This window comes from Pseudoalteromonas sp. SD03 (genome assembly GCF_040937955.1).
In the GTDB taxonomy this organism is placed as follows: domain Bacteria; phylum Pseudomonadota; class Gammaproteobacteria; order Enterobacterales; family Alteromonadaceae; genus Pseudoalteromonas; species Pseudoalteromonas tetraodonis.
The window spans coordinates 1923945-1945148 of the sequence record NZ_CP162514.1 but is presented as its reverse complement, the minus strand read 5'-3'; the positions used below and the strand labels follow the sequence as shown (position 1 = coordinate 1945148).

Annotated in this window: 12 protein-coding genes; all 12 read left to right on the top strand. The window is 39.8% G+C overall.

From position 1 onward, the window contains the following. Positions 1–6: 6 nt before the first annotated feature. The 12 genes from pepN to ABZP26_RS08950 all read left to right on the top strand — a co-directional run bounded on the left by pepN (position 7) and on the right by ABZP26_RS08950 (position 21195). Positions 7–2601 (top strand): aminopeptidase N, encoded by a 2595-nt coding sequence (gene pepN / locus ABZP26_RS09005; protein ID WP_368484831.1) that lies wholly within the window; start codon positions 7–9, stop codon positions 2599–2601. 3 nt (positions 2602–2604) lie between these two features. Then, the gene (locus ABZP26_RS09000; RefSeq protein WP_016900377.1) at positions 2605–2826 is read left to right on the top strand and encodes a DUF2835 family protein; all 222 of its coding nucleotides are present in this window, start codon (positions 2605–2607) and stop codon (positions 2824–2826) included. 253 nt (positions 2827–3079) lie between these two features. Further along, a complete protein-coding gene (locus ABZP26_RS08995; protein WP_028835176.1) occupies positions 3080–5176 on the top strand; it encodes a DUF1302 domain-containing protein in 2097 nt (698 codons plus the stop codon). Between the two features lie 13 nt (positions 5177–5189). Next, the gene (locus ABZP26_RS08990; protein WP_008112052.1) at positions 5190–6554 is read left to right on the top strand and encodes a DUF1329 domain-containing protein; all 1365 of its coding nucleotides are present in this window, start codon (positions 5190–5192) and stop codon (positions 6552–6554) included. Positions 6555–6678: 124 nt separating this feature from the next. After that, positions 6679–7674, top strand: a complete 996-nt coding sequence (locus ABZP26_RS08985; RefSeq protein ID WP_368484830.1) for a WD40/YVTN/BNR-like repeat-containing protein — start codon at positions 6679–6681, stop codon at positions 7672–7674. Next, the gene (locus ABZP26_RS08980; RefSeq protein ID WP_058154688.1) at positions 7674–9995 is read left to right on the top strand and encodes an RND family transporter; all 2322 of its coding nucleotides are present in this window, start codon (positions 7674–7676) and stop codon (positions 9993–9995) included. Before ABZP26_RS08985 ends, ABZP26_RS08980 begins: the two co-directional genes overlap by 1 nt. Positions 9996–10205: 210 nt before the next feature. Continuing rightward, a complete protein-coding gene (locus ABZP26_RS08975) occupies positions 10206–15047 on the top strand; it encodes an NAD-glutamate dehydrogenase (protein WP_368484829.1) in 4842 nt (1613 codons plus the stop codon). Positions 15048–15153: 106 nt separating this feature from the next. Further along, complete coding sequence (gene pyrD / locus ABZP26_RS08970) at positions 15154–16164, top strand: quinone-dependent dihydroorotate dehydrogenase (protein WP_368484828.1); 1011 nt, start codon at positions 15154–15156, stop codon at positions 16162–16164. Between the two features lie 131 nt (positions 16165–16295). Then, positions 16296–16826, top strand: coding sequence for a cell division protein ZapC (locus ABZP26_RS08965; protein WP_368484827.1), 531 nt, complete (start codon positions 16296–16298; stop codon positions 16824–16826). A 90-nt stretch (positions 16827–16916) separates the two neighbouring features. Further along, positions 16917–19034 (top strand): bifunctional 23S rRNA (guanine(2069)-N(7))-methyltransferase RlmK/23S rRNA (guanine(2445)-N(2))-methyltransferase RlmL, encoded by a 2118-nt coding sequence (rlmKL, locus tag ABZP26_RS08960; RefSeq protein ID WP_024603050.1) that lies wholly within the window; start codon positions 16917–16919, stop codon positions 19032–19034. Next, a complete protein-coding gene (locus tag ABZP26_RS08955) occupies positions 19027–19266 on the top strand; it encodes a glutaredoxin family protein (RefSeq protein WP_036954640.1) in 240 nt (79 codons plus the stop codon). The genes rlmKL and ABZP26_RS08955 overlap by 8 nt, the downstream gene beginning before the upstream one ends. A 15-nt stretch (positions 19267–19281) precedes the next feature. Continuing rightward, the gene (locus tag ABZP26_RS08950; protein WP_368484825.1) at positions 19282–21195 is read left to right on the top strand and encodes an ABC transporter ATP-binding protein; all 1914 of its coding nucleotides are present in this window, start codon (positions 19282–19284) and stop codon (positions 21193–21195) included. Positions 21196–21204 lie beyond the last annotated feature (9 nt).

The following is a 21204-nucleotide window of genomic DNA, read 5'->3' as shown; positions in this document are numbered from 1 at the left end:
GTGATCATGACTGAACTACAAAAACCTCAAGCAGAATATTTAAAAGACTATAAAGCCCCCGATTTTTCAATCGAACATACTGAGCTAACTTTCGACTTACAGCCATTAACGACTCAAGTAAATGCTTTATTAACGCTTAAACGCGTGGGTGATTCAAATGCCCCCCTGGTATTAGATGGCATTGACTTAACTTTGATCTCTTTATCGATTGACGGTGCAGAGCTCACAGATTATAAAATTATAAATCAGCAATTAATCATTAATAATCTGCCTGATGAATGTCAGTTAAGCATAGTGACGCAAACTTCACCGCAAACAAACACATCACTTGAGGGATTGTACTTATCGGGAGGCGCTTATTGTACTCAATGTGAAGCGCAAGGGTTTAGAAAAATAACCTACTACATGGATCGTCCTGATGTACTTTCAACTTTTGATGTCACTATTATTGCCGATACGGCATTTCCGCATTTGCTCTCTAATGGTAACCAAGTGGACAGTGGTGAAACGCAAGATGGACGCCATTTTGTAAAATGGCAAGATCCGTTCAAAAAGCCGAGTTATTTGTTTGCTCTAGTGGCAGGGGACTTTGATGTTTTACACGATAAATACACTACCCGCAATGGTAAGGATGTCACCCTAGCGTTATTTGTCGATAAAGGAAACTTACCTAAAACAGAGCATGCTATGACGTCGCTTAAAAAAGCGATGGCTTGGGATGAGTCACGTTTTAATTTAGAGTATGACCTTGATATTTATATGATTGTTGCCGTTGATTTCTTCAATATGGGAGCAATGGAAAATAAAGGGTTAAACATTTTCAACAGCAAATGCGTGCTGGCAAATCAAGAAACGGCAACCGATAAAGATTACCACACCATTGAGTCTATTGTTGGCCACGAGTACTTTCATAACTGGACCGGAAATCGTGTAACTTGTCGTGATTGGTTTCAGCTGTCTTTAAAAGAAGGTTTAACGGTATTTAGAGATCAAGAGTTTAGCAGTGATTTAGGCTCTCGTGCGCTAAATAGAATTGACGCGGTAAAAGTGATGCGCACTCATCAATTTAGCGAAGATGCCGGCCCAATGGCACACCCAATACGCCCAGAAAAAGTCATCGAAATGAATAACTTTTACACCGTTACAGTGTATGACAAAGGGGCTGAAGTTATTCGTATGATGCATACATTGTTGGGTGAGGAAAATTTTCAAAAAGGCATGACACTGTATTTTCAGCGTCATGATGGCCAAGCGGTTACCTGCGATGATTTTGTTGCGGCAATGAGTGATGCATCATCAATTGATTTATCACAATTTAAGCGTTGGTATAATCAGTGTGGGACACCACGTTTAAACGTTACCAAAGCGTATGATGAAAGTGCACAAATCTTCACGCTCACTATAGAGCAACTTGCGCCCCTGAATCAGCCTGATAATGCGATGTTACATATTCCTTTTGCGATTGAACTTTTAGATCAGCAAGGCCAAGGTATTGCATTGCAATACCAAGGTAAAAAGGTTGATAGCGTATTAAATGTTACTCAAGCTAAACAAACATTTCATTTTGATAATATTGAACACAGTCCAACCGCCGTATTGCTAGAAGATTTTTCAGCACCGTGTATTTTGAATCAACAGATCACTGAAGCTGATTTATTACATATTATGCGTTTTGCACGCAGTGACTTTTCACGCTGGGATGCACAACAACAATTGTTTATTAATGCACTCAAGGCAAACGTTATTTCAGCTAGTAATGCACCACTAAGCGATGCCGTTATTGATGCACTTAGGGTGCTAATATCGCAACGAGAGGGTGATTTAGCGCTGATTGCTGAACTCTTAAAACTGCCTAGTTTTGATACTTTAGCTGCGGAGTTTGACGTTATTCCGGTTGATGACATTATTGCCAATATTGAGCTATTCGAACAACAAATTGCCAAACAACTACATACTGAGTTTTTAAGTTGTTATCAGGCAATCACCGATGATGGTAGTGTGAGTGCCAAAGCGGTGGCTATTCGCGCTTTAAAACAACTTTGCTTGCACTATTTAGCAAAAACAGATAGTGCTAAGGCGGCAAGCTTAATTGAGCAGGCAGCAGCATCAACAAATATGACTAATGTGCTTGGCGCTTTGAGCAGTGTAGTTAAAGCTGCGCACCCATTATCAAATCAATTACTTGCGCATTTTGACAGCCAATGGCGCCATGATGTGCTAGTAATGGATAAATGGTTTGCTTTACAAGCAATGAATAGCGCTGATGATGCCATTGAGAAAATTAAGGCCTTGTATACACATCCATGTTTTGATTTTTCAAATCCGAATCGAGTTCGTGCATTAGTGGGGAGTTTTTCGCACTTTAATACCGCACAATTTCATCGCTTAGATGGTCAAGGTTATACATTACTTGGCGATTTATTAATTAAGCTTAATGCGATTAACCCGCAAAATGCATCACGTATGTTAACGCCGTTTATGTCATGGCGCCGCTATGATGAAACCCGTGCCAGTGCAATGAAAGCGCAATTAGAGCGCCTTTCGAATTTAGAAGGTTTAAGCGATGATTTATTTGAAAAGGTTGAAAAAGCTTTACAATAAATCATGATAGAACATTATTTTTATATAAATTTGAGCTATAACGAGTGTATGGATTATTACCATGGCCGGTATAGCTCAATTCAAGTAACAGCTGATAGCGGCAAAACAATTCGTTTTGCTGCGCATTATCTTCGGCCCTTCATGTCTAGTTTAGGTATTCGTGGTCGGTTTAGACTTATTTTAAGTAATGAAAACAAGTTCATCCGTCTCGAACGAGTAGCCTAGCTGTTGTTTTTTGTGATATAGATATACACAAATATTGCCTTTTTGTTAATTTCGATTTGTTCTATTGTTAATTTACGTGTATAAATTATCTGGTATGACGTCTTACCAATACGTAAACGTTAAACAAATAAAAAACTTATAACTGATTGAAGGCGACCATTTGTAATTTGTTTAATTCGCTTCTATCGTTACGATTACACTAAAAACAATAACTTGATCACACAAAAAATACCCGCGACAGGGGGGAACCAAAATGATAAGAAGATCGCTTTTTGTTAAAAATAAAATAGTACTCGGCTTAACAGCTGCGGCTATCGGTTTATCAGCAGCACAGACACAGGCTGCAACATTTGAGGTAGGCGGTTTTGATATCGCTTTCGACTCTACTTTTTCTTATGGGCAAAGTATTCGCGTAGAAGACCGTGACTTTAACCTCATTGGTAAAAGTAATAACCCATCATTTGATTGGACAGGTTATAACCCAGCAATCAATACAATTTATTCATCTCAAGATGTCTGGGCTCAACCGGGCTCTTACTCAAATAATGGTGATGCAGGCGATTTAAACTTTGATAGCGGCGAAACTTTTTCAAAGCTATTAAAAGGCACGCATGACCTATCAATAAGTAAAGATAACTACGGCTTATTTACTCGTTTTATGTATTTTTATGATTTTGAATTAATGGACGGCGATCGTGCCTACGTTAATCCAACATCTGGTCAGGGTGTAGATCCGTGTGATGATGATGATACTAAAGAGCAAAGCTGTGCTGACATTCGTTTACTTGATGCGTATGTGTGGGCAAACTTTGATTTAAATGAAGGCAAAAACCCGCTTTCTATTCGAGTTGGTCAACAAGTGGTTAACTGGGGGGAAAGTACATTAATCTCTCATGGTATTAACGTAAATCCGGTTGATATTGACCGATTAAAAGCACCAGGTGCTGAACTAAAAGAAGCGTTTATTCCGGTTGGTATGTTGTGGGCCTCATTAGGGCTTACAGAAAACATGACCTTAGAGGGCTTTTATCAGTATCAATGGCATGAAACACGTTTACCTGCAGCAGGGACTTATTTTTCTACCAATGATTTTGCGGCTGAAAACGGTTATCAACAAAATGTACAGCTTGGTTTCACCTCAAACCCTGATATTGACTTAGCGTTTTTAACAGATAACTTGAATAACCTGATGGCAACTTATGGCCAAGTGGCTGCGAGCCAAGGTATTGATCCATCAAGTGCAGCTGGACAACAATTACTGGCCAATATGTACTTAGCGTACCCGACTAAGGTTGCCCTTAAAGGTAAAGGCTATGATGGAAAAACAGAGCCTGATGATGGCGGTCAATATGGTCTGCGCTTAGGTATGTTTTTGCCAGAGTGGAACGATACAGAAGTGGCACTTTACCATGTAAATTATCACAGCCGCCGTCCACTTATTTCGGGCCGCGTATCTAATTTCACGCAAGCATCATTGCAACAAGATTTAGCCATGATTGCCACCACTGAAATTACCTCTGATAACGTCTCTGACTTAAAAGCATTTGCTAAAGCGACAAACGAATACCCTGAAGATATTAAACTATATGGTTTGAGTTTTAATACCTCGCTGGGTGAAACCGCGTTTGCAGGTGAATTCACTTTCCGTGAAGACGAACCACTGCAAATCGATGACGTAGAATTACTTTATGCAGCTATGCCTGAGCAATTAGCGATTGCCGGCTTACGCCCTGAATTTGCGGGTATTTCGCAAATGAGTAAAGGTGATGCTGCAAGTGTTGTAGGTCCAGGCGAGCTGGCTAAAGGTTACATTGAACGTAATACTTCACAGCTACAGTTTACGGCAACGCATTTATTCGGCCCTTCATTAGGTGCTGATAGCTGGGCAGTTGTCGGTGAAATTGGTGGTGTTCGCATCAACAATATGCCTGAATACGATGAAATGCGTTTAAATGTTTCTGGTACTGGTCGAAGCGGTATTATGCAAGGCCCAGGTAGTTCAGACTATTCTGCATTGCATATGGCTTTATCAAATGGTCCTGAGCAAAAATCGTTTGCTACGGCGTCGTCTTGGGGTTATCGCTTAATTGCCAAAGGTGATTACTTTAATATTTACAATGGTATTAACTTCTCACCCCGTTTTGTGTTCTCGCATGATGTTAATGGTAATACGCCTGATCCAATGTTCTTGTTCATTGAAGATCGTAAGTCACTAGGTGCTACTATGAGCTTTAATTACCAAAATGCATGGTCTTTAGATGTAAGTTACAACTCATTTTGGGGTGGTGGCGACACCAACACTTTCTCTGACCGAGATTACGTTTCTTTTAACTTAAAATATTCTATCTAGGGGTAACATTATTATGATTAAAAAACCTACCCTCATTGCTACAGCGTTTTGTAGTTTGTTTGCAAGTCACACAGCACTGGCTAAAATTAGTCCAGAAGAAGCTGCGCGTCTAGGTAAAGACCTAAGCCCAATTGGGGCAGAAAAAGCAGCTAATGCAGATGGTTCAATCCCAGCTTGGAACGGCGGTATTACTGCTGCACCAGCAGGTTATGAGCCGGGTATGCACCACTTAGACCCTTACGCAACTGATGAAGTATTGTTTACTATAGATAAAAGCAATATTGATAAGTACAAAGAAAATTTAAGCCCAGGGCAAATAGCATTATTTGAAGCGTACCCAGATACGTTTAAAATGCCTATTTACAAAACACGTCGTTCAGCGTCATACCCACAGTTTGTATACGATGCGACAAAGAAATTTGCTACTACAGCTGAATTAGTTGAAGGTGGTAACGGGATTAAGAACACAGCAATTGGTATTCCATTTCCAATTCCTAAAACAGGTTTAGAAGCAATTTGGAACCATTTACTTCGCTATCGTGGTCAATCAATTGAGCGCTTTGGTGGTCAAGCAGCGCCAACAGCATCGGGGTCGTACAACTATGTTGGCTTTGATGAGCAACTATTAGTTAAATATTCTGATCCAAGTGCAACGCCGGCTGAACTACAAGACTCTAATATTTTGTTTAAGTTTAAACAGCAAGTGACAGAGCCAGCACGTTTGGCAGGTACGGCATTGTTAGTACATGAAACCATGGATCAAATATTAACACCACGTCAAGCGTGGACGTATAATTCAGGTCAGCGTCGTGTTCGTCGTGCACCTAATGTAGCGTATGATGCTCCGGGTACAGCAGCAGATAGCTTACGTACTACCGATGATTTTGACATGTTTAACGGCTCACCAAATCGTTATAACTGGACGCTAAAAGGCAAGCAAGAGCTTTACATCCCATACAATAGCTACAAGCTTCATAGTGATAAGCTAACCTATGATGATATTTTAAAGCCGGGCCACATCAACCCAGAGCATACACGTTATGAAAAACACCGTGTGTGGGTTGTTGAAGCAAACTTAAAAGATGACACGCGCCATATTTATAAAAAACGTGTGTTCTACATTGATGAAGACAGCTGGCAAGTACATGTTACCGATATCTACGATAATCGCGACCAACTGTATCGTGTAGCAATGGCTTATGGCCTTAACTACTACGAAGTACCGACTCAGTGGAGTACGCTTGAGGTTTACCACGACCTTAACTCACGTCGCTACTTAGCCATTGGTTTAGATAACCAAGAAAAGATGTATGATTTTTCTCAGTCATTTAATGATAATGAGTTCACATCGAGCGCTTTACGTCGCGCTGGCAGATAGTATAAAAGCAGGCACCTAGTTTCCTAGGTGCCTTTTTTCTTTCACATCGCGTTTGTCTATTAACGCACAGGTTTTCCTCTTTATAACAGACAAACAAATCCTCAGTTCAAGGCGAATTTAATTTATGAAGTATTTGGTTTATGCCAGCCTGATCCTAAGCGGTGCGAGTTTTGCACAAGACGCACCTTTAAGTGCGATTAGCGCGATTAATGCAGATAAAACACTCCTTACCGATATCACACAAACCTCAGCAGGGCTCATTGCTGTGGGTAAACACGGTACGGTAATTAAAAGTGTTGATGGTAACAATTGGCAACAAGCACAATCAGTGCCTACACAAGTATTACTAACGGCGGTTGAATTTACTAATGATTCTCACGGCTGGGCATGTGGACATGACGCCACAATTATAAATACCACCGACGGTGGTGAAAACTGGCAGTTACAACAAGCAAAGCCCTTACTTGATAAACCCTGTTTAGATATTTATTTTAAAGACGATTTACATGGTTATGCCGTGGGCGCCTACGGTATGTTTTATCAAACCAGTGATGGCGGCGAACATTGGCAAAAACGGTTTTTAGATTCACTGTTATCTAGTGAAGATAGAGCGTACTTAAACGATTTAAAAGAAACCGATCCCGAAGGGTATGAAATAGAAACTTCGTCTATTTTGCCACATTTTAACCGCATAGAAACGACTAGCACGGGTTTAATGCTAGTGGGAGAGATGGGCTTAATGGCAAAAAGTGATGACGATGGCCAAACTTGGCAACGGATAGATGAAATTTACCCTGGCTCGTTTTTTGGTTTTGCTTTTGATTCATCGCAACAAATCGTCGCGGGGCTACGCGGTAATATTTTCGTAAATAAAACCGACAGTGGACAATGGCAGCATTTAGAAAATGACAAAACCGCCACTATTAATAGCATTATCAACTACAACAATAAACAATGGCTATTACTGGCTAATAGCGGTGTTATTTTTCATCTAAAAGATGATGAGCTGTCATACGAGCAATTGGCCGATGGTAAAGCAATACTTGATGGTGTAATTGTTAAAGATAGACTTATTATGGCGACAGAAAATGGCATTAAAGTGAAGGAGTTGACCCCTTAATGCAAGCAATTTTAGATTTCTTAGAAAAAGCGATTTTTAGGCACCGCACAGTAGTACTCATAAGTTTTGTGCTAATTACCTGTTTGTTGGTTTTTAAAGCAACACAGATTCAGCTTGATGCGTCATTTAATAAAAATATCCCGCTCAATCATGAATACATGAAGGTATACACTAAACATGAGAAACAGTTCGGTGGTGCAAATAGTATTTTAATTTCTGTATGTGACGACAGCGGAGATATTTTCAATCCTGAATTTTTTACTCAATTAAAAGCAGTGCACGATCAGCTTTATTTTATTCCTGGGGTAAATCGTCCTTTAGTAAATTCTATCTTTTCACCCAGTGCTCGTTTTGTTGAAGTCGTTGAAGACGGCTTTGCTGGTGGCCCTATCATTCCAGCTAACTTTAAAGCAGACAAGCAAGGGTTAGGCGTTGTAAAAGAAAACATTGAAAAGGCAAAAGTAGTTGGTCGTATGATAGCAAGCGATTATTCGTGTGCCATGGTCACCGCCCAACTGTTAGAGACTGATCCGCAAACACAAGAAAAATTAGACACCCTCGCGTTTGCAAAAAAATTAGAAACCGAGATTCGTGAACCTTTAAGTACTGATAATATCAGTATTCATATTATCGGTTTTGCAAAAATGGCTGGCGATATCGCTGAAGGTGCAAAAGGGGTTGTTTTATTTTTTGCCATCGCGATTGCGTTTACATTCGTCATGGTATGGCTGTTTTGTGGCAGCTTGAAACTCACTATTTTACCAATTGTGTGTTCTATTATTGCCGTTATTTGGCAGTTAGGCTTATTGTCTAGTTTAGGCTTTGGCCTTGATCCTATGTCAATTTTAGTTCCCTTTTTAGTCTTTGCAATTGGTGTAAGCCACGGTGTGCAGATGATCAACGCCATTGGTAAAAAAGTCACTGAGGGCAAAACGACCGCCGTGTGTTGTCAATCTAGCTTTAGAGCTTTGCTGGTGCCAGGTGGGATTGCGTTGTTATCAGATACGGTTGGCTTTTTAACACTTTTAACTATAGATATCGGCATCATTCGTGAACTGGCTATTACAGCAAGTTTAGGGGTGGCTGTTATTATATTTACTAATCTTATTTTATTGCCTGTATGGGCATCGTATATGCGTTTTGAAAACAGCATCCATATTCAATCGGGTGATGCCAACAAACCGAATATACTCGATGCAATGCGCGATTTATTAGTTAAAGCAACTGACCCTAAAACAGCAAAAATGATCATAGGTTTTACCTTGGTTTTATTTGCATTGGGTTATTGGCAAGCAGATAAAATGCGTATAGGTGATTTACACGCAGGTGCGCCATCGTTGCACCAAGATGCACGTTACAACCAAGATACCTTTTTAATATCGGACAAATACACCATTTCGTCTGACATTTTAAAAGTGATTGTGGAAGCATACCCTGCGGCCTGTACAGAGCACGATGTAATGGAACGTATATCGCGTTTTCAATATAAAGTTGAAAACTTAGCGGGCGTGCAGTCAGCAGTGAGCCTGAGTTCAGTGGCACAATCGGTCAATGCCGGTTACAACGAGGGCAATTTAAAGTGGCAAAGTTTGCCGCGCAATTCTGCCAGTTTAGTGCAATCAACGTCACGTGTAGAAACCAGTACAGGGTTATTAAACGGTGATTGTTCGGTAATGCCGGTGATTATATTTTTAGACGATCACAAAGCACAAACAATTGATAACGTGATTGCAAAAGTAAAACAATTTGCCGATGAAGAGGGCACAGATAAACTTGCCTTTAAATTAGCGTCAGGGCCAGTTGGTGTTATGGCTGCAACGAATGAGTCTGTTTCAGCAGCGCAAATACCTATGATGTTGTATGTATACGGTGCGGTTATTATTTTATGCTTACTTAGTTTTAAGAGTGTAAAAGCAACAATTGCGGTGGTATTACCCTTGTACATAGTATCAACCCTTGCACAAGCACTGATGGTACAGCTTGAGATTGGTCTGACTGTTTCAACGTTACCAGTGATTGCTCTGGGTGTAGGTATTGGTGTTGATTATGGTATTTATATTTTGTCATCGATGATGGGGCAGTTAAAACAAAACGTACCATTGAGTATTGCTTATCGTAATGCATTAGTTGAACGTGGTAGTGCGGTGTTATTTACCGGTATTACATTAGCGATTGGTGTAAGTACGTGGATTTTTTCTGATTTGAAGTTCCAAGTTGATATGGGAATTCTGCTTACCTTCATGTTTTTAGTAAATATGTTGGGCGCAGTGTTACTTTTACCTGCAATTGGCAGCTTGCTCTGGACTGACCAGAAAAAATAAGGTGAATAAATTTGCTCCAAAATGGCCAGTAATGGCCATTTATATCTATATTTTGTGAATAGATGACCAAATAGCTGAAATGCTTAAAATGTTTTCATCGAAAAGGCTGTTTATTAGTTTCAAAAGGGTTAGAATTTAACTGACTCCACGCTAATAAATGGCTGTACAAATACTCTGCTAAACTAGCAGTGATAGATTAAGGAACATACAATGACACGAAATGAAGGCCAAGCCTCGGTTATTTTAGATAACGTCTGTAAGCTTATCCAGAAAAAAGTTCGCGCTGATAATGTGTTACTCGTTGAGAAATTCGCCAAAGCCTTGTACAGCAATATGTCTAAAGAGGATTTGGCAAATCGCAACGACAGTGACTTATATGGTGCTGCACTTAGCCTTTGGAATTCGCTAGAAAAAAATACATCAGATGACGCAGTTATTCGCGTTTTCAACCCTGAAGTGGCAAAAGATGGCTGGCAGTCATCGCATACCATTGTAGAGATCATTGCTAAAGATATGCCATTTTTAGTTGACTCTGTGCGTATGGCCATGACACGAGAAAACATTGCCTCTCACTTACTTCTACATAGCCCACTGAAAATTCAACGTGATAAAAACGATAAAATATCAGGGTTATCAAGCTTAAAAGCAGAGCAAGAATCAACATCAACAAAAACAGTATTCTTCATAGAAATTGACCGTCAAACAGATGCTACTGTTATTGAGTCTTTCAAAAAAGAACTTGAATCTGTACTCGTTGATGTATCGGTTGCGGTTGAAGATTGGCAGCCTATTCGCGAAAAACTAATCGCAGTTAGTAAAAGCTTACCTAAAAGCCACAAAGATAAAAATGATAACGAAATAAATGAAACCGTTGAGTTCTTAGATTGGCTAGTAAAAGACAACTTTACATTAATGGGTTACCGCCAATATGAGCTTTCGCCAGTCCAAGGTGATTATCAATTAAAAGGTAAAATGGATACCAGCTTAGGGTTAATGAAAAACTCAGATGCTGAGCATACACGTTTGCTTTCTGAGTTACCTGAAGTGGCTCGTCAAGAAGCACGTAGTAGTAACTTATTAATTTTAACAAAAACCAATTCATTATCTCGAGTTCATCGCCCAGCCTATATTGATTATGTGGGTGTTAAGCGTTTTGATGACAAAGGTAATGTGATTGGTGAAGACCGTTTTATAGGTTTATTCTCATCTAACTTTTATAACAACAGCGCTGCTGATGTCCCGGTTCTTAAAAGCAAGATTAATCGCATTATGGATATGTGTGATTTTGCTAAGGGTACACATGCATACAAAGCGGTATTAAACATCTTAGAAACCTACCCACGTGACGAATTAGTGCAAGCTCGCGAACATGAGCTACTTGAAGTTGCTATGGGCGTGTTACAAATTCAAGAACGCGATATGTGTCGTTTATTTGTTCGCAAAGATGCATACGGTCGCTTCCTATCTTGTATGGTGTATGTACCACGTGAACGTTATAACACGGCGCTGCGCCGCGAAACGCAGGCTATTTTAGCGAATGCATTTAATTCTGACGTTAAAGTCGAATTTACTACCTATTTCTCAGAGTCAACACTGGCGCGTACTCATTACACCGTTCGTGTGACCGATAACAATATTGAATATAACGTGAAAGACATAGAAAATAATCTAATTGAAGCCGCTCGTACCTGGGAAGATAAACTCCAATCAGCCTTACTCGAATCTGCTGGTGAAGCACGTGGTAACGAATTAAACCGTAAATACTGCAACGCTTTTGCACGTTCATACAAAGAAGAAGTATTACCAAGTGCCGCTGTTGTTGATATTGAAAAGCTAGAAATGCTAAACGATGACAACAAACTTGAGATGTTGTTTTATCGTCCACAAGAAGAGGCGAGCAGCAATATTGTTCGTTTAAGCTTATTCCACAAAGATGAGCCAATTCACTTATCAGATGTGATGCCAATGCTGGAAAACTTTGGTTTACGTGTTGTAGGTGAAACACCTTACTCAGTTAAAACCAGTGATGGTGGCATTAATTGGATCATGGACTTCTCAATGCTGATTGATAGCAAAGGGATGGCCGATTTTGATAAAATTTCCGCACGTTTTCGTGCCGCACTAACCAGTGTGTGGGCAAATCGTTTAGAAAACGATGGTTTTAACCGTTTAGTGTTAATGGGTGGGTTAACCGGTCGCGAAGCATCAATTTTACGTGCGTACGCTAAATACATGCGCCAAATTGGGGTTACTTTCTCGCAAACGTACATCGAAAGCACCTTTGCTAATTACCCACACATCGCGGCTAAAATCGTTAATTTATTTGCTAAAAAATTCTCAGTTAAAAGTCCTGCAAGTGCTAAAACACTTGAAAAACTAGGCTTAGAAATTTATGCAGAGTTAGAAAACGTAGCGAATCTTGATGATGACCGTATTATCCGTTTATACGTTGATATGATTGTTGCAACGCTGCGTACAAACTACTTCCAAAAAGATGCTGAAGGTAAGTTTAAGTCATACATTTCACTTAAAATTCAACCAAGTTTAATTCCAGAAGTACCACTGCCTGTTCCTGCGTTTGAGATTTTCGTTTACTCGCCGCGTGTTGAAGGTGTGCATTTACGCTTTGGTAAAGTTGCGCGTGGCGGCCTTCGTTGGTCAGACCGTCGTGAAGACTTCCGTACTGAAGTTTTGGGCTTGGTAAAAGCGCAGCAGGTTAAAAATACCGTAATTGTACCGGTTGGTTCAAAAGGTGGCTTTGTATGTAAACAACTACCTAGTGAGCGCGAAGCGTTTATCAAAGAAGGCCAAGAATGTTACAAAATCTTCATTCGTGGCTTATTAGATATCACAGATAATATTGAGCGCGGCGAAGTTGTACCTGCTGTTGATGTTACTCGTCATGATGAAGACGATGCATACCTAGTGGTTGCAGCGGACAAAGGAACTGCGACTTTCTCTGATATCGCGAATGGTATCGCAATCGAATATAACTTCTGGCTAGGTGATGCGTTTGCATCAGGTGGTTCAGTAGGTTACGACCATAAGAAAATGGGTATTACTGCGCGTGGTGCATGGGAGTCTGTTAAGCGTCATTTCCGTGAAATGGATATTAACTGTCAAACCACAGACTTTACTGCCGTTGCCATTGGTGACATGGCCGGTGATGTATTTGGTAATGGTATGTTGTTATCAAAGCACATTCGTTTGCAAGTGGCGTTTAACCACTTACATATTTTTGTGGATCCAAACCCCGATGCAGCTGCTTCTTACCCAGAGCGCGAGCGTTTATTTAATTTGCCACGTTCATCATGGGAAGATTACAACAAAGAGTTAATTTCAAGCGGCGGTGGTGTGTTCTCTCGTGCAGCTAAGTCGATTACGCTAAGCCCAGAAATGAAAAAAATGTTGGGCACTAAAAAAGCCAGCATGACGCCTAATGAATTGATCAAAGCCTCACTTATGATGGAGTTTGATTTATTGTGGAATGGCGGTATTGGTACATACATTAAGCACTCTAAAGAAACAGATGCGGATGTAGGGGACCGTGCAAACGATGCACTGCGCATTAATGGTAAAGACCTTGGCGCTAAAGTCTTTGGCGAGGGCGGTAACTTAGGGGCAACCCAGTTAGGTCGTATTGAATTTGCAGCTAAAGGTGGCCGTGTTAATACTGACTTTATCGATAACGTAGGCGGTGTTACGTGTTCAGATAACGAAGTAAACATTAAAATCTTACTTAATGGTTTAGTTGCCGAAGGTGATTTAACACGTAAGCAACGTGATGAGTTACTTTACTCAATGACCGACGAAGTATCTGAATTAGTGCTTAAAGACTGTTATCGTCAAACACACACTTTATCGATTACCCAATCAAAAGGGACTTCAACGCTTAAAGAAAAAATTCGTTTTATTCATGCGCTTGAAAAAGAGGGCAAGTTAGACCGTACGATTGAGTTTATTCCGACGGATGAGGAGTTAGCAGAGCGTGCTGCCGCAGGCAGAGATTTAACACGTCCTGAGCTTTCAGTGTTGGTCTCTTATGCGAAAATGGTTCTTAAAGAGTCATTAGTAACCGACGAAATTACCGAAAACCCTTACTATCGTCAGTTATTGGTTAAATCATTCCCACGTCCATTACGTGAGAAGTTTAACGATGCTATGAATAATCACCCACTACGCAAAGAGATCATTGCCACTAAGTTAGCAAATAATATTGTTAACGATATGGGCTTAAACTTTATGGTGCGTATGAATGAAGAAACAGGTGCAAACGAAGCTGAGATTGCATTATGTTATTCAATCGCAAGTGAAATATTCCAAATGCGTGACACTTGGTTATCAATTAGTGACTTAGATAACAAGATACCGTCTAACGTACAAACAGAAATGTTGTACCAGTTACGTCGTACTGTTCGTCGTGCAACTCGTTGGTTCTTACGTCACCGTACGAAAGCACAAACCATTGAGCAATCAATTGAAGCATTTGCACCAACATTTGCCGATTTAAGTGAAAACTTAACTAAATACATCGTGAAAGCAGAAAGCGATCGTATAGAAAGTGCACGTGAAGAACTAACGCAAAGCGGTGTTCCGGTTGAGATTGCTCAGCGTATTGTATCGTTATCAAGCTTGTTCTCTGTAATGGACTTGACACAAATTGCGCAAAACTCTAATCGTAAAATCGACATGGTATCGCACACTTACTTCAAACTTGGTGCGCAAATGGGGCTACATTGGTTCTTAGACCAAATTACTAATCAACCTGTTTCAAACCATTGGCAAGCACTTGCGCGTGCTTCATATCGTGAAGAGTTAGATTGGCAACAACGTACATTATCTGAAGTAGTGTTAAACAGCTTTGAAGGTGATAGTAGTGATGTTGATGGCCAAATTGAACAGTGGATGGATAGCCAAGATCTGTTATTACAGCGCTGGAAACAGATGCTAACTGAATTTAAAACATCGCAAAGTCATGACTTTGCAAAATTCTCAGTTGCACTTAGAGAGCTTATGTTACTAGGCCACAACTGTGATACCTCTGCAAAGTAATAAACTGCAACTGATTAAAATTAATCGTTAAACAGTTTTTTGTTATATAATACCTCAGCCTTGTCTGAGGTATTTTTTTGTCTACAACTTTAAGAGGATTATATTCATGTTTTACGATTTAGCTCGCCGTTTTATGTTTACCCGTGATGCGGAGTGGGCCCATGATTTTGCTCTTAATAACTTACGTCGCTTTGCTAATACACCGTTAAGTGCCGCGTGGTCACAAAGCGTGGTAAATAAGCCTGTGAACTTTTTAGGCCTCGAATTTAAAAATCCCGTAGGGCTTGCCGCTGGTCTTGATAAAAATGCCGAGTGTATTGATGCATTCGCCCAAATGGGGTTTGGTTTTGTCGAAGTAGGCACAGTAACACCGCGTCCACAAGCAGGTAACGATAAGCCTCGTATGTTTAGATTGCCACAGTCGAATGCAATTATTAATCGCATGGGCTTTAATAATAAAGGCGTTGATAATCTAGTAAATAACGTAAAAGCAGCAAAGTATGATGGCATTTTAGGTATTAATATTGGTAAAAATAAAGATACGCCGAATGAACAAGGCAAAGATGATTACATTCACTGTATGCGAAAAGTGTTTGAGTATGCATCTTACATAACCGTCAATATTTCATCACCTAACACACCAGGATTGCGTGACTTACAATATGGCGCAGCATTAGATGACCTATTGCAAAGTTTAAAAAATGAACAGTTAGATTTAATTGCCAAGCATAATAAAAATGTACCTATGCTGGTTAAAATTGCGCCAGACTTAGATCCTATTCAAATTGAACAAGTGAGCGAATCATTATTAACGAATAAAATTGATGGTGTGATTGCCACAAATACCACCCTTGAGCGTAGCCTAGTGCAAGGTCAGCAGTATGCTGATGAAGCAGGGGGGTTATCGGGTGCTCCGGTAAGAGAGCGTTCAACTCATATTGTTTCTGAACTAAAACGTTTAACTAATAATCAATTACCTATCATTGGTGTAGGCGGTATTGATGACGTTCAATCGGCTAAAGAGAAGATGAACGCAGGGGCTGATTTGATTCAAGTTTACACTGGATTTATTTATAAAGGACCACAATTGGTCAAGTCGATCATTAACGACTTATAAGGATCAGTTATGTAAGCTTTTGATCGTTCGATAAATGTTCTAAAAAGACGTTTTAAAAATGGTCAAAAGCAGCTATACTCTAAGCTTATTGTCTTATTTTATTTTTTTAAGTACTAAGTAGGGAGGAGCAAATGTTACAAGCGTCAAAGCAATGGCAGTGGATAGCGTGTGCTGAAAAAAACCGCTTACTACTTGATTTAAATGACGATATGCAACTATGCACCCCTTATAAACTAAGGCAATTAACAGATTGCACCTTTAAAAACCCTCACTTTAGTTTAGAAGACGCCGCTTTTTATGAGCAGGTATATTATTACCTCGAGCAGTTTAACTTATGGAATCCTGCGCAATTATGTCAAATAGCGCTCAATGCCACCGCGGTTAAGTTTCAATTAAAGCCCGTTTTAGCTAAAAGTTGGTTTTTTAAACCCTACACGGGTACAACACCTAGTACTGAAGCCGTTATCAACTTGAGCTCTGAATCTCAAACTGGCGAGTTTTTAATTGTGGAGCATTGCCCTGATGCTTCTGTGTGTATTAATTTAAGCGAAACCTTTGCGCTTGACGATAATTTATCACTCTCACAGTTTGAAGTGATCCGCGTATTAAACAACCGTGTTCACCCGCTTATTACCTCACAGTACGATAGTCAAACCGCTTAATCTAATTTAGTTTTCCCACCGTGTTTATGGCGTATTTGTACGCAAACCTATGTTATAATCCCGCGCAATTAGCTATTAAGGGTTTTTACTTTGCAATTTATCGCACTTACTTCTATCGGAATCGAAAATTTATTGGTTGATGAACTTACAGAGCTTGGCGCTACGGTGTCAAAACAAACTGTGGGTTCTGTTCGCTTTGAGGCTGACTCATTGCTAGCGCAAAAGGTGTGTTTATCAACACGCTTTGCTACGCGTGTACTTATGCTTATTGAAGAAAAAGAAGGCGTAAATGACAAAGACAGCTTGTATAAATTTGCACGCTTACAACCTTGGCAAGAGTGGTTTGGGCCTACGCAAACCTTTGCTGTTGACTTTAATGGCACAAACGACTCGCTTAAAAATACCCAGTTTTCAGGGTTAGTGATTAAAGATGCGATTGTTGATTATTTTAATGATCTGTATGAACAGCGCCCAAATGTTGATAAGCAAGATGCGAATGTACGAGTGGTTGCACGTTTAAATCGCCATGGTGTTTCACTTTATATTGATTATTCAGGCCCGCGTTTATCAGAGCGTGGTTACCGTCAAGGTCAAGGTAAAGCACCAATTAAAGAACATTTAGCTGCAGCAATTATTAAGCGCAGTGGCTGGCTTGAAAATGTTAATCAGCCTTTATTTGATCCCTGTTGTGGTGCTGGAACTATTTTAATTGAAGCCGCTGGAATGGCGCGTAATGAAGCGCCAGGTCTATTTCGTGAAGGCTTTGCGTTTGAACGTTTACCTAGCTTTAGAGTAGCAAAGTTTAAAGAACTTAAAGAGCAGCTTTTAGCAAATATTACCGATCCTAAATTGTGGTTGATTGGCCATGATTACGACGCAAATGTCCTTGATAAAGCCATTGCCAATGCGCAGCGCGCAGAACTTGATACGGTAATTAAGTTTAAACAAAGCGATGCAACTAAATTGACTGCGGTTGCTAAATTGCCGGGTGTTGTTATTTCTAATTTACCTTATGGTGAGCGAATTGGCTCTATGGCTGAGCTGGTTAACTTACATCGCAGTTTAGGTGTTGGCTTTAAAAAACACTTCAACCACTGGAAACTAGCTTTATTAGGCATGGATGAAAGCTTGTTTAAACTGCTTAAATTGGTGAAGCAAAAACGTTATAAATTTAAAAATGGTCCACTTGATGTTGAATTAAACTTGTATCAACTTGATGACAAGCAAGTGAGTCTTACCACGGATGACAAACCGGCTTTAAACTTTGAAGGCTCAATGGCTTTTGCTAATCGCTTGAAAAAGAATAAGCAAGGCTTAAAAAATTGGCTTAAACAAAATCAAGTACATGCCTATCGCGTGTATGATGCGGATATTCCTGAATATAACGTTGCGGTTGATATTTATGGTGATTCAGCGGTTATTTTTGAATACGCAGCACCAAAAGAAATTGATGAAAAAACCTCAGAAAAACGCTTGCAAGATGTTATTAGCTTAACAGCGCAACAACTGGATATTGCACCTGAAAACATTGCGGTAAAAGTACGTAAAAAGCAAAAAGGTGAAGAACAATATACCCCGATGGCTAAGCAAAACAGAACCATGGTGGTAGAGGAGTTTGGTGCTAAGTTTAAAGTTAACTTATTTGATTACTTAGACACCGGACTATTTTTAGATCACCGTCTTGCGCGTCGTTACATTCAAGAAAATGCAAAAGATAAACGCTTTTTAAATTTGTTTGCCTACACGGGAACAGCGTCGGTTCATGCTGCATTAGGCGGTGCAAAAGCAATTACTACCGTTGATTTATCTAAAACCTACCTAAAATGGGGGCAAGATAACTTTGCACTTAACGATATTAGCAATACACGTTATCGGTTTGAGCAAGCCGACTGTTTAAAATGGCTAGAGCATGCACAAGGCCAATACGACTTGATCTTTTTAGACCCTCCAACATTCTCTAACTCTAAGCGAATGAAAGATGCGTTTGATGTACAAAATGATCACATTAAGCTGTTAACTTGGGTTAAAAAAATATTGAGCCCATCGGGTACGCTTATATTTTCTAACAATAAACGCGGCTTTGTGATGGACGAAGTAGGGTTAATGGGCTTAGGCTTAAAAGCGGAAAATATTTCAGAAAAAACCTTATCTCCCGATTTTAAACGTAATAAAAAAATTCATAATAGCTGGTTAATTAAACATGGCTAAGTGGGTTTTATATCACACAGACGGTTGCCACTTGTGTGAGCAAGCTGAGCAACTGTTAAAACCGTTACTTTCATCAGCTGATGAATTACAACTTATTGATATTATGAGCGATAACTCCTTAATTTTAGAATATCAAATCAGTATTCCGGTTTTAAAAAATCAACAAGGCCAGCAATTATTTTGGCCTTTTACTGCACCTCAGGCGCAGCAGTTTTTAGCGCAAGCAGAATAAGAGTAAAGATTAATTATGGATTTAATTAGAATTTCAAAAGCACAATTAGCCTACGGTACGCACCCATTATTAGATAATGCCGATGCGGTTATAGAAAGCGGTGAACGTGTGTGTATTGTAGGGCGTAACGGTGCAGGAAAATCAACGCTTCTAAAAGTCTTAGATGGCCAAGTAATACTCGATGACGGCGAAATAAACCAAGTCGGTAGTTTAAAAATATCGCGTTTAGAACAAGATCCGCCTAAAGGCGCAAGCGGCACTGTATTTGATTATGTTGCCCAAGGTATGCCTGAAATTGCTAACTTACTGATTGATTTTCATCATGTAAGTACACAATTGCAAACAGATTGTACTGATCAGTTACTCAACAAACTAGAGCGCTTATCAAATAAGTTAGAAGCAGCTGATGGCTGGCGTTTTGATAGCCGTATTCAACTGGTTTTAACCCAACTAGAATTAACCCCCGATGCAAAACTAGAATCACTTTCTGGTGGTTGGTTACGTAAAGTTGCACTTGCGCGTGCGCTAGTGAGCGAGCCTGATTTATTATTACTCGATGAGCCTACCAACCACTTAGATATGACAAGTGTAATGTGGTTAGAGCAATTTTTAAAAGAGTTTAAAGGCGGGATTGTATTTATATCGCATGACCGTGCTTTTATTCGCGCCGTTGCAACACGTATTTTAGATTTAGATCGCGGTAAACTAATTTCTTATCCAGGTGATTATGCCACTTACTTAGAACAAAAAGCGCATGATTTAAAAGTGGAAGAAACGCAAAATGCATTGTTCGATAAGCGTTTAGCAGAAGAAGAAGCGTGGATCCGCCAAGGTGTTAAAGCGCGCCGTACGCGTAACGAAGGGCGAGTTCGTGAGCTTAAACAATTACGTAATGAGCGTAAAAAACGCGTTGATCAAGTAGGCAAAACCGATTTCAATATTGAAACGGCTGATCGTTCAGGTAAATTAGTGTTTGAAGCAAAACACTTAAACCATGCATTTAAAGATAAAATAATTGCTGATGACTTCTCTACTTTGGTTATGCGTGGTGATCGTATTGGATTAGTAGGCCCTAACGGTATTGGTAAAACGACCTTATTAAAGCTTCTATTTGGAGATTTAAAAGCAGACAGTGGCGAAATAAAGCAAGGTGTTAATTTAGAGTTTGCTTATTTTGATCAATACCGTGAAAAGCTTGATGAAGAAGCGTCCGTTCAAGATAACGTAGCTGAGGGTAAGCAAGAGGTCATGATGGGCGGGCGTTCTCGTCATGTATTAGGTTATTTACAAGACTTTTTGTTCCCGCCAGCACGTGCTCGTACCCCCGTAAAAGCGCTCTCAGGTGGTGAAAAAAATAGATTACTTCTGGCTAAGTTATTCTTAAAGCCATCAAATATATTGGTTCTTGATGAGCCTACCAACGACTTAGACATAGAAACGTTAGAGTTACTAGAAGATATCATCAATCAATACCAAGGTACTGTGCTGATAGTTAGCCATGACCGTGAGTTTATTGATAATACGTGTTCGAGTGTATGGGCCTTTGAGGGTAACGGCAAGGTAACAGATATCGTTGGCGGTTACAGCGATTATGAAGCCTATACCAACTATTTAGCAGAGCAGCAAAAGCAGCAGCAACAGCAGCCAGTTAAAAAGGTTGAAAAATCTGAGCCGGCACCCGTTAAAAGTAATAACAAAGCAAATAAACTCTCTTACAAATTAAAACTTGAACTAGAGCAACTACCTAATAAAATGGAACAACTTGAAGCTGAGCTTGAAAAACAACAAGAACGAGTAAGTCACGAAGACTTTTTCAAGCAAGACAGTGATGTAACAGCTAAGGAATTGAACCATTTAGCCCAACTCGAGTCTGACCTTGAAGCCGCTTTTGAGCGTTGGGAAGAACTTGAAGAATTAAAGAATCAGTAGTAAGGAATA

Coding starts and splice junctions, on each gene's coding strand:
- pepN (WP_368484831.1), top strand. CDS start 7: ATGACTGAACTACAAAAACCTCAAGCAGAATATTTAAAAGACTATAAA.
- ABZP26_RS09000 (WP_016900377.1), top strand. CDS start 2,605: ATGATAGAACATTATTTTTATATAAATTTGAGCTATAACGAGTGTATG.
- ABZP26_RS08995 (WP_028835176.1), top strand. CDS start 3,080: ATGATAAGAAGATCGCTTTTTGTTAAAAATAAAATAGTACTCGGCTTA.
- ABZP26_RS08990 (WP_008112052.1), top strand. CDS start 5,190: ATGATTAAAAAACCTACCCTCATTGCTACAGCGTTTTGTAGTTTGTTT.
- ABZP26_RS08985 (WP_368484830.1), top strand. CDS start 6,679: ATGAAGTATTTGGTTTATGCCAGCCTGATCCTAAGCGGTGCGAGTTTT.
- ABZP26_RS08980 (WP_058154688.1), top strand. CDS start 7,674: ATGCAAGCAATTTTAGATTTCTTAGAAAAAGCGATTTTTAGGCACCGC.
- ABZP26_RS08975 (WP_368484829.1), top strand. CDS start 10,206: ATGACACGAAATGAAGGCCAAGCCTCGGTTATTTTAGATAACGTCTGT.
- pyrD (WP_368484828.1), top strand. CDS start 15,154: ATGTTTTACGATTTAGCTCGCCGTTTTATGTTTACCCGTGATGCGGAG.
- ABZP26_RS08965 (WP_368484827.1), top strand. CDS start 16,296: ATGTTACAAGCGTCAAAGCAATGGCAGTGGATAGCGTGTGCTGAAAAA.
- ABZP26_RS08955 (WP_036954640.1), top strand. CDS start 19,027: ATGGCTAAGTGGGTTTTATATCACACAGACGGTTGCCACTTGTGTGAG.
- ABZP26_RS08950 (WP_368484825.1), top strand. CDS start 19,282: ATGGATTTAATTAGAATTTCAAAAGCACAATTAGCCTACGGTACGCAC.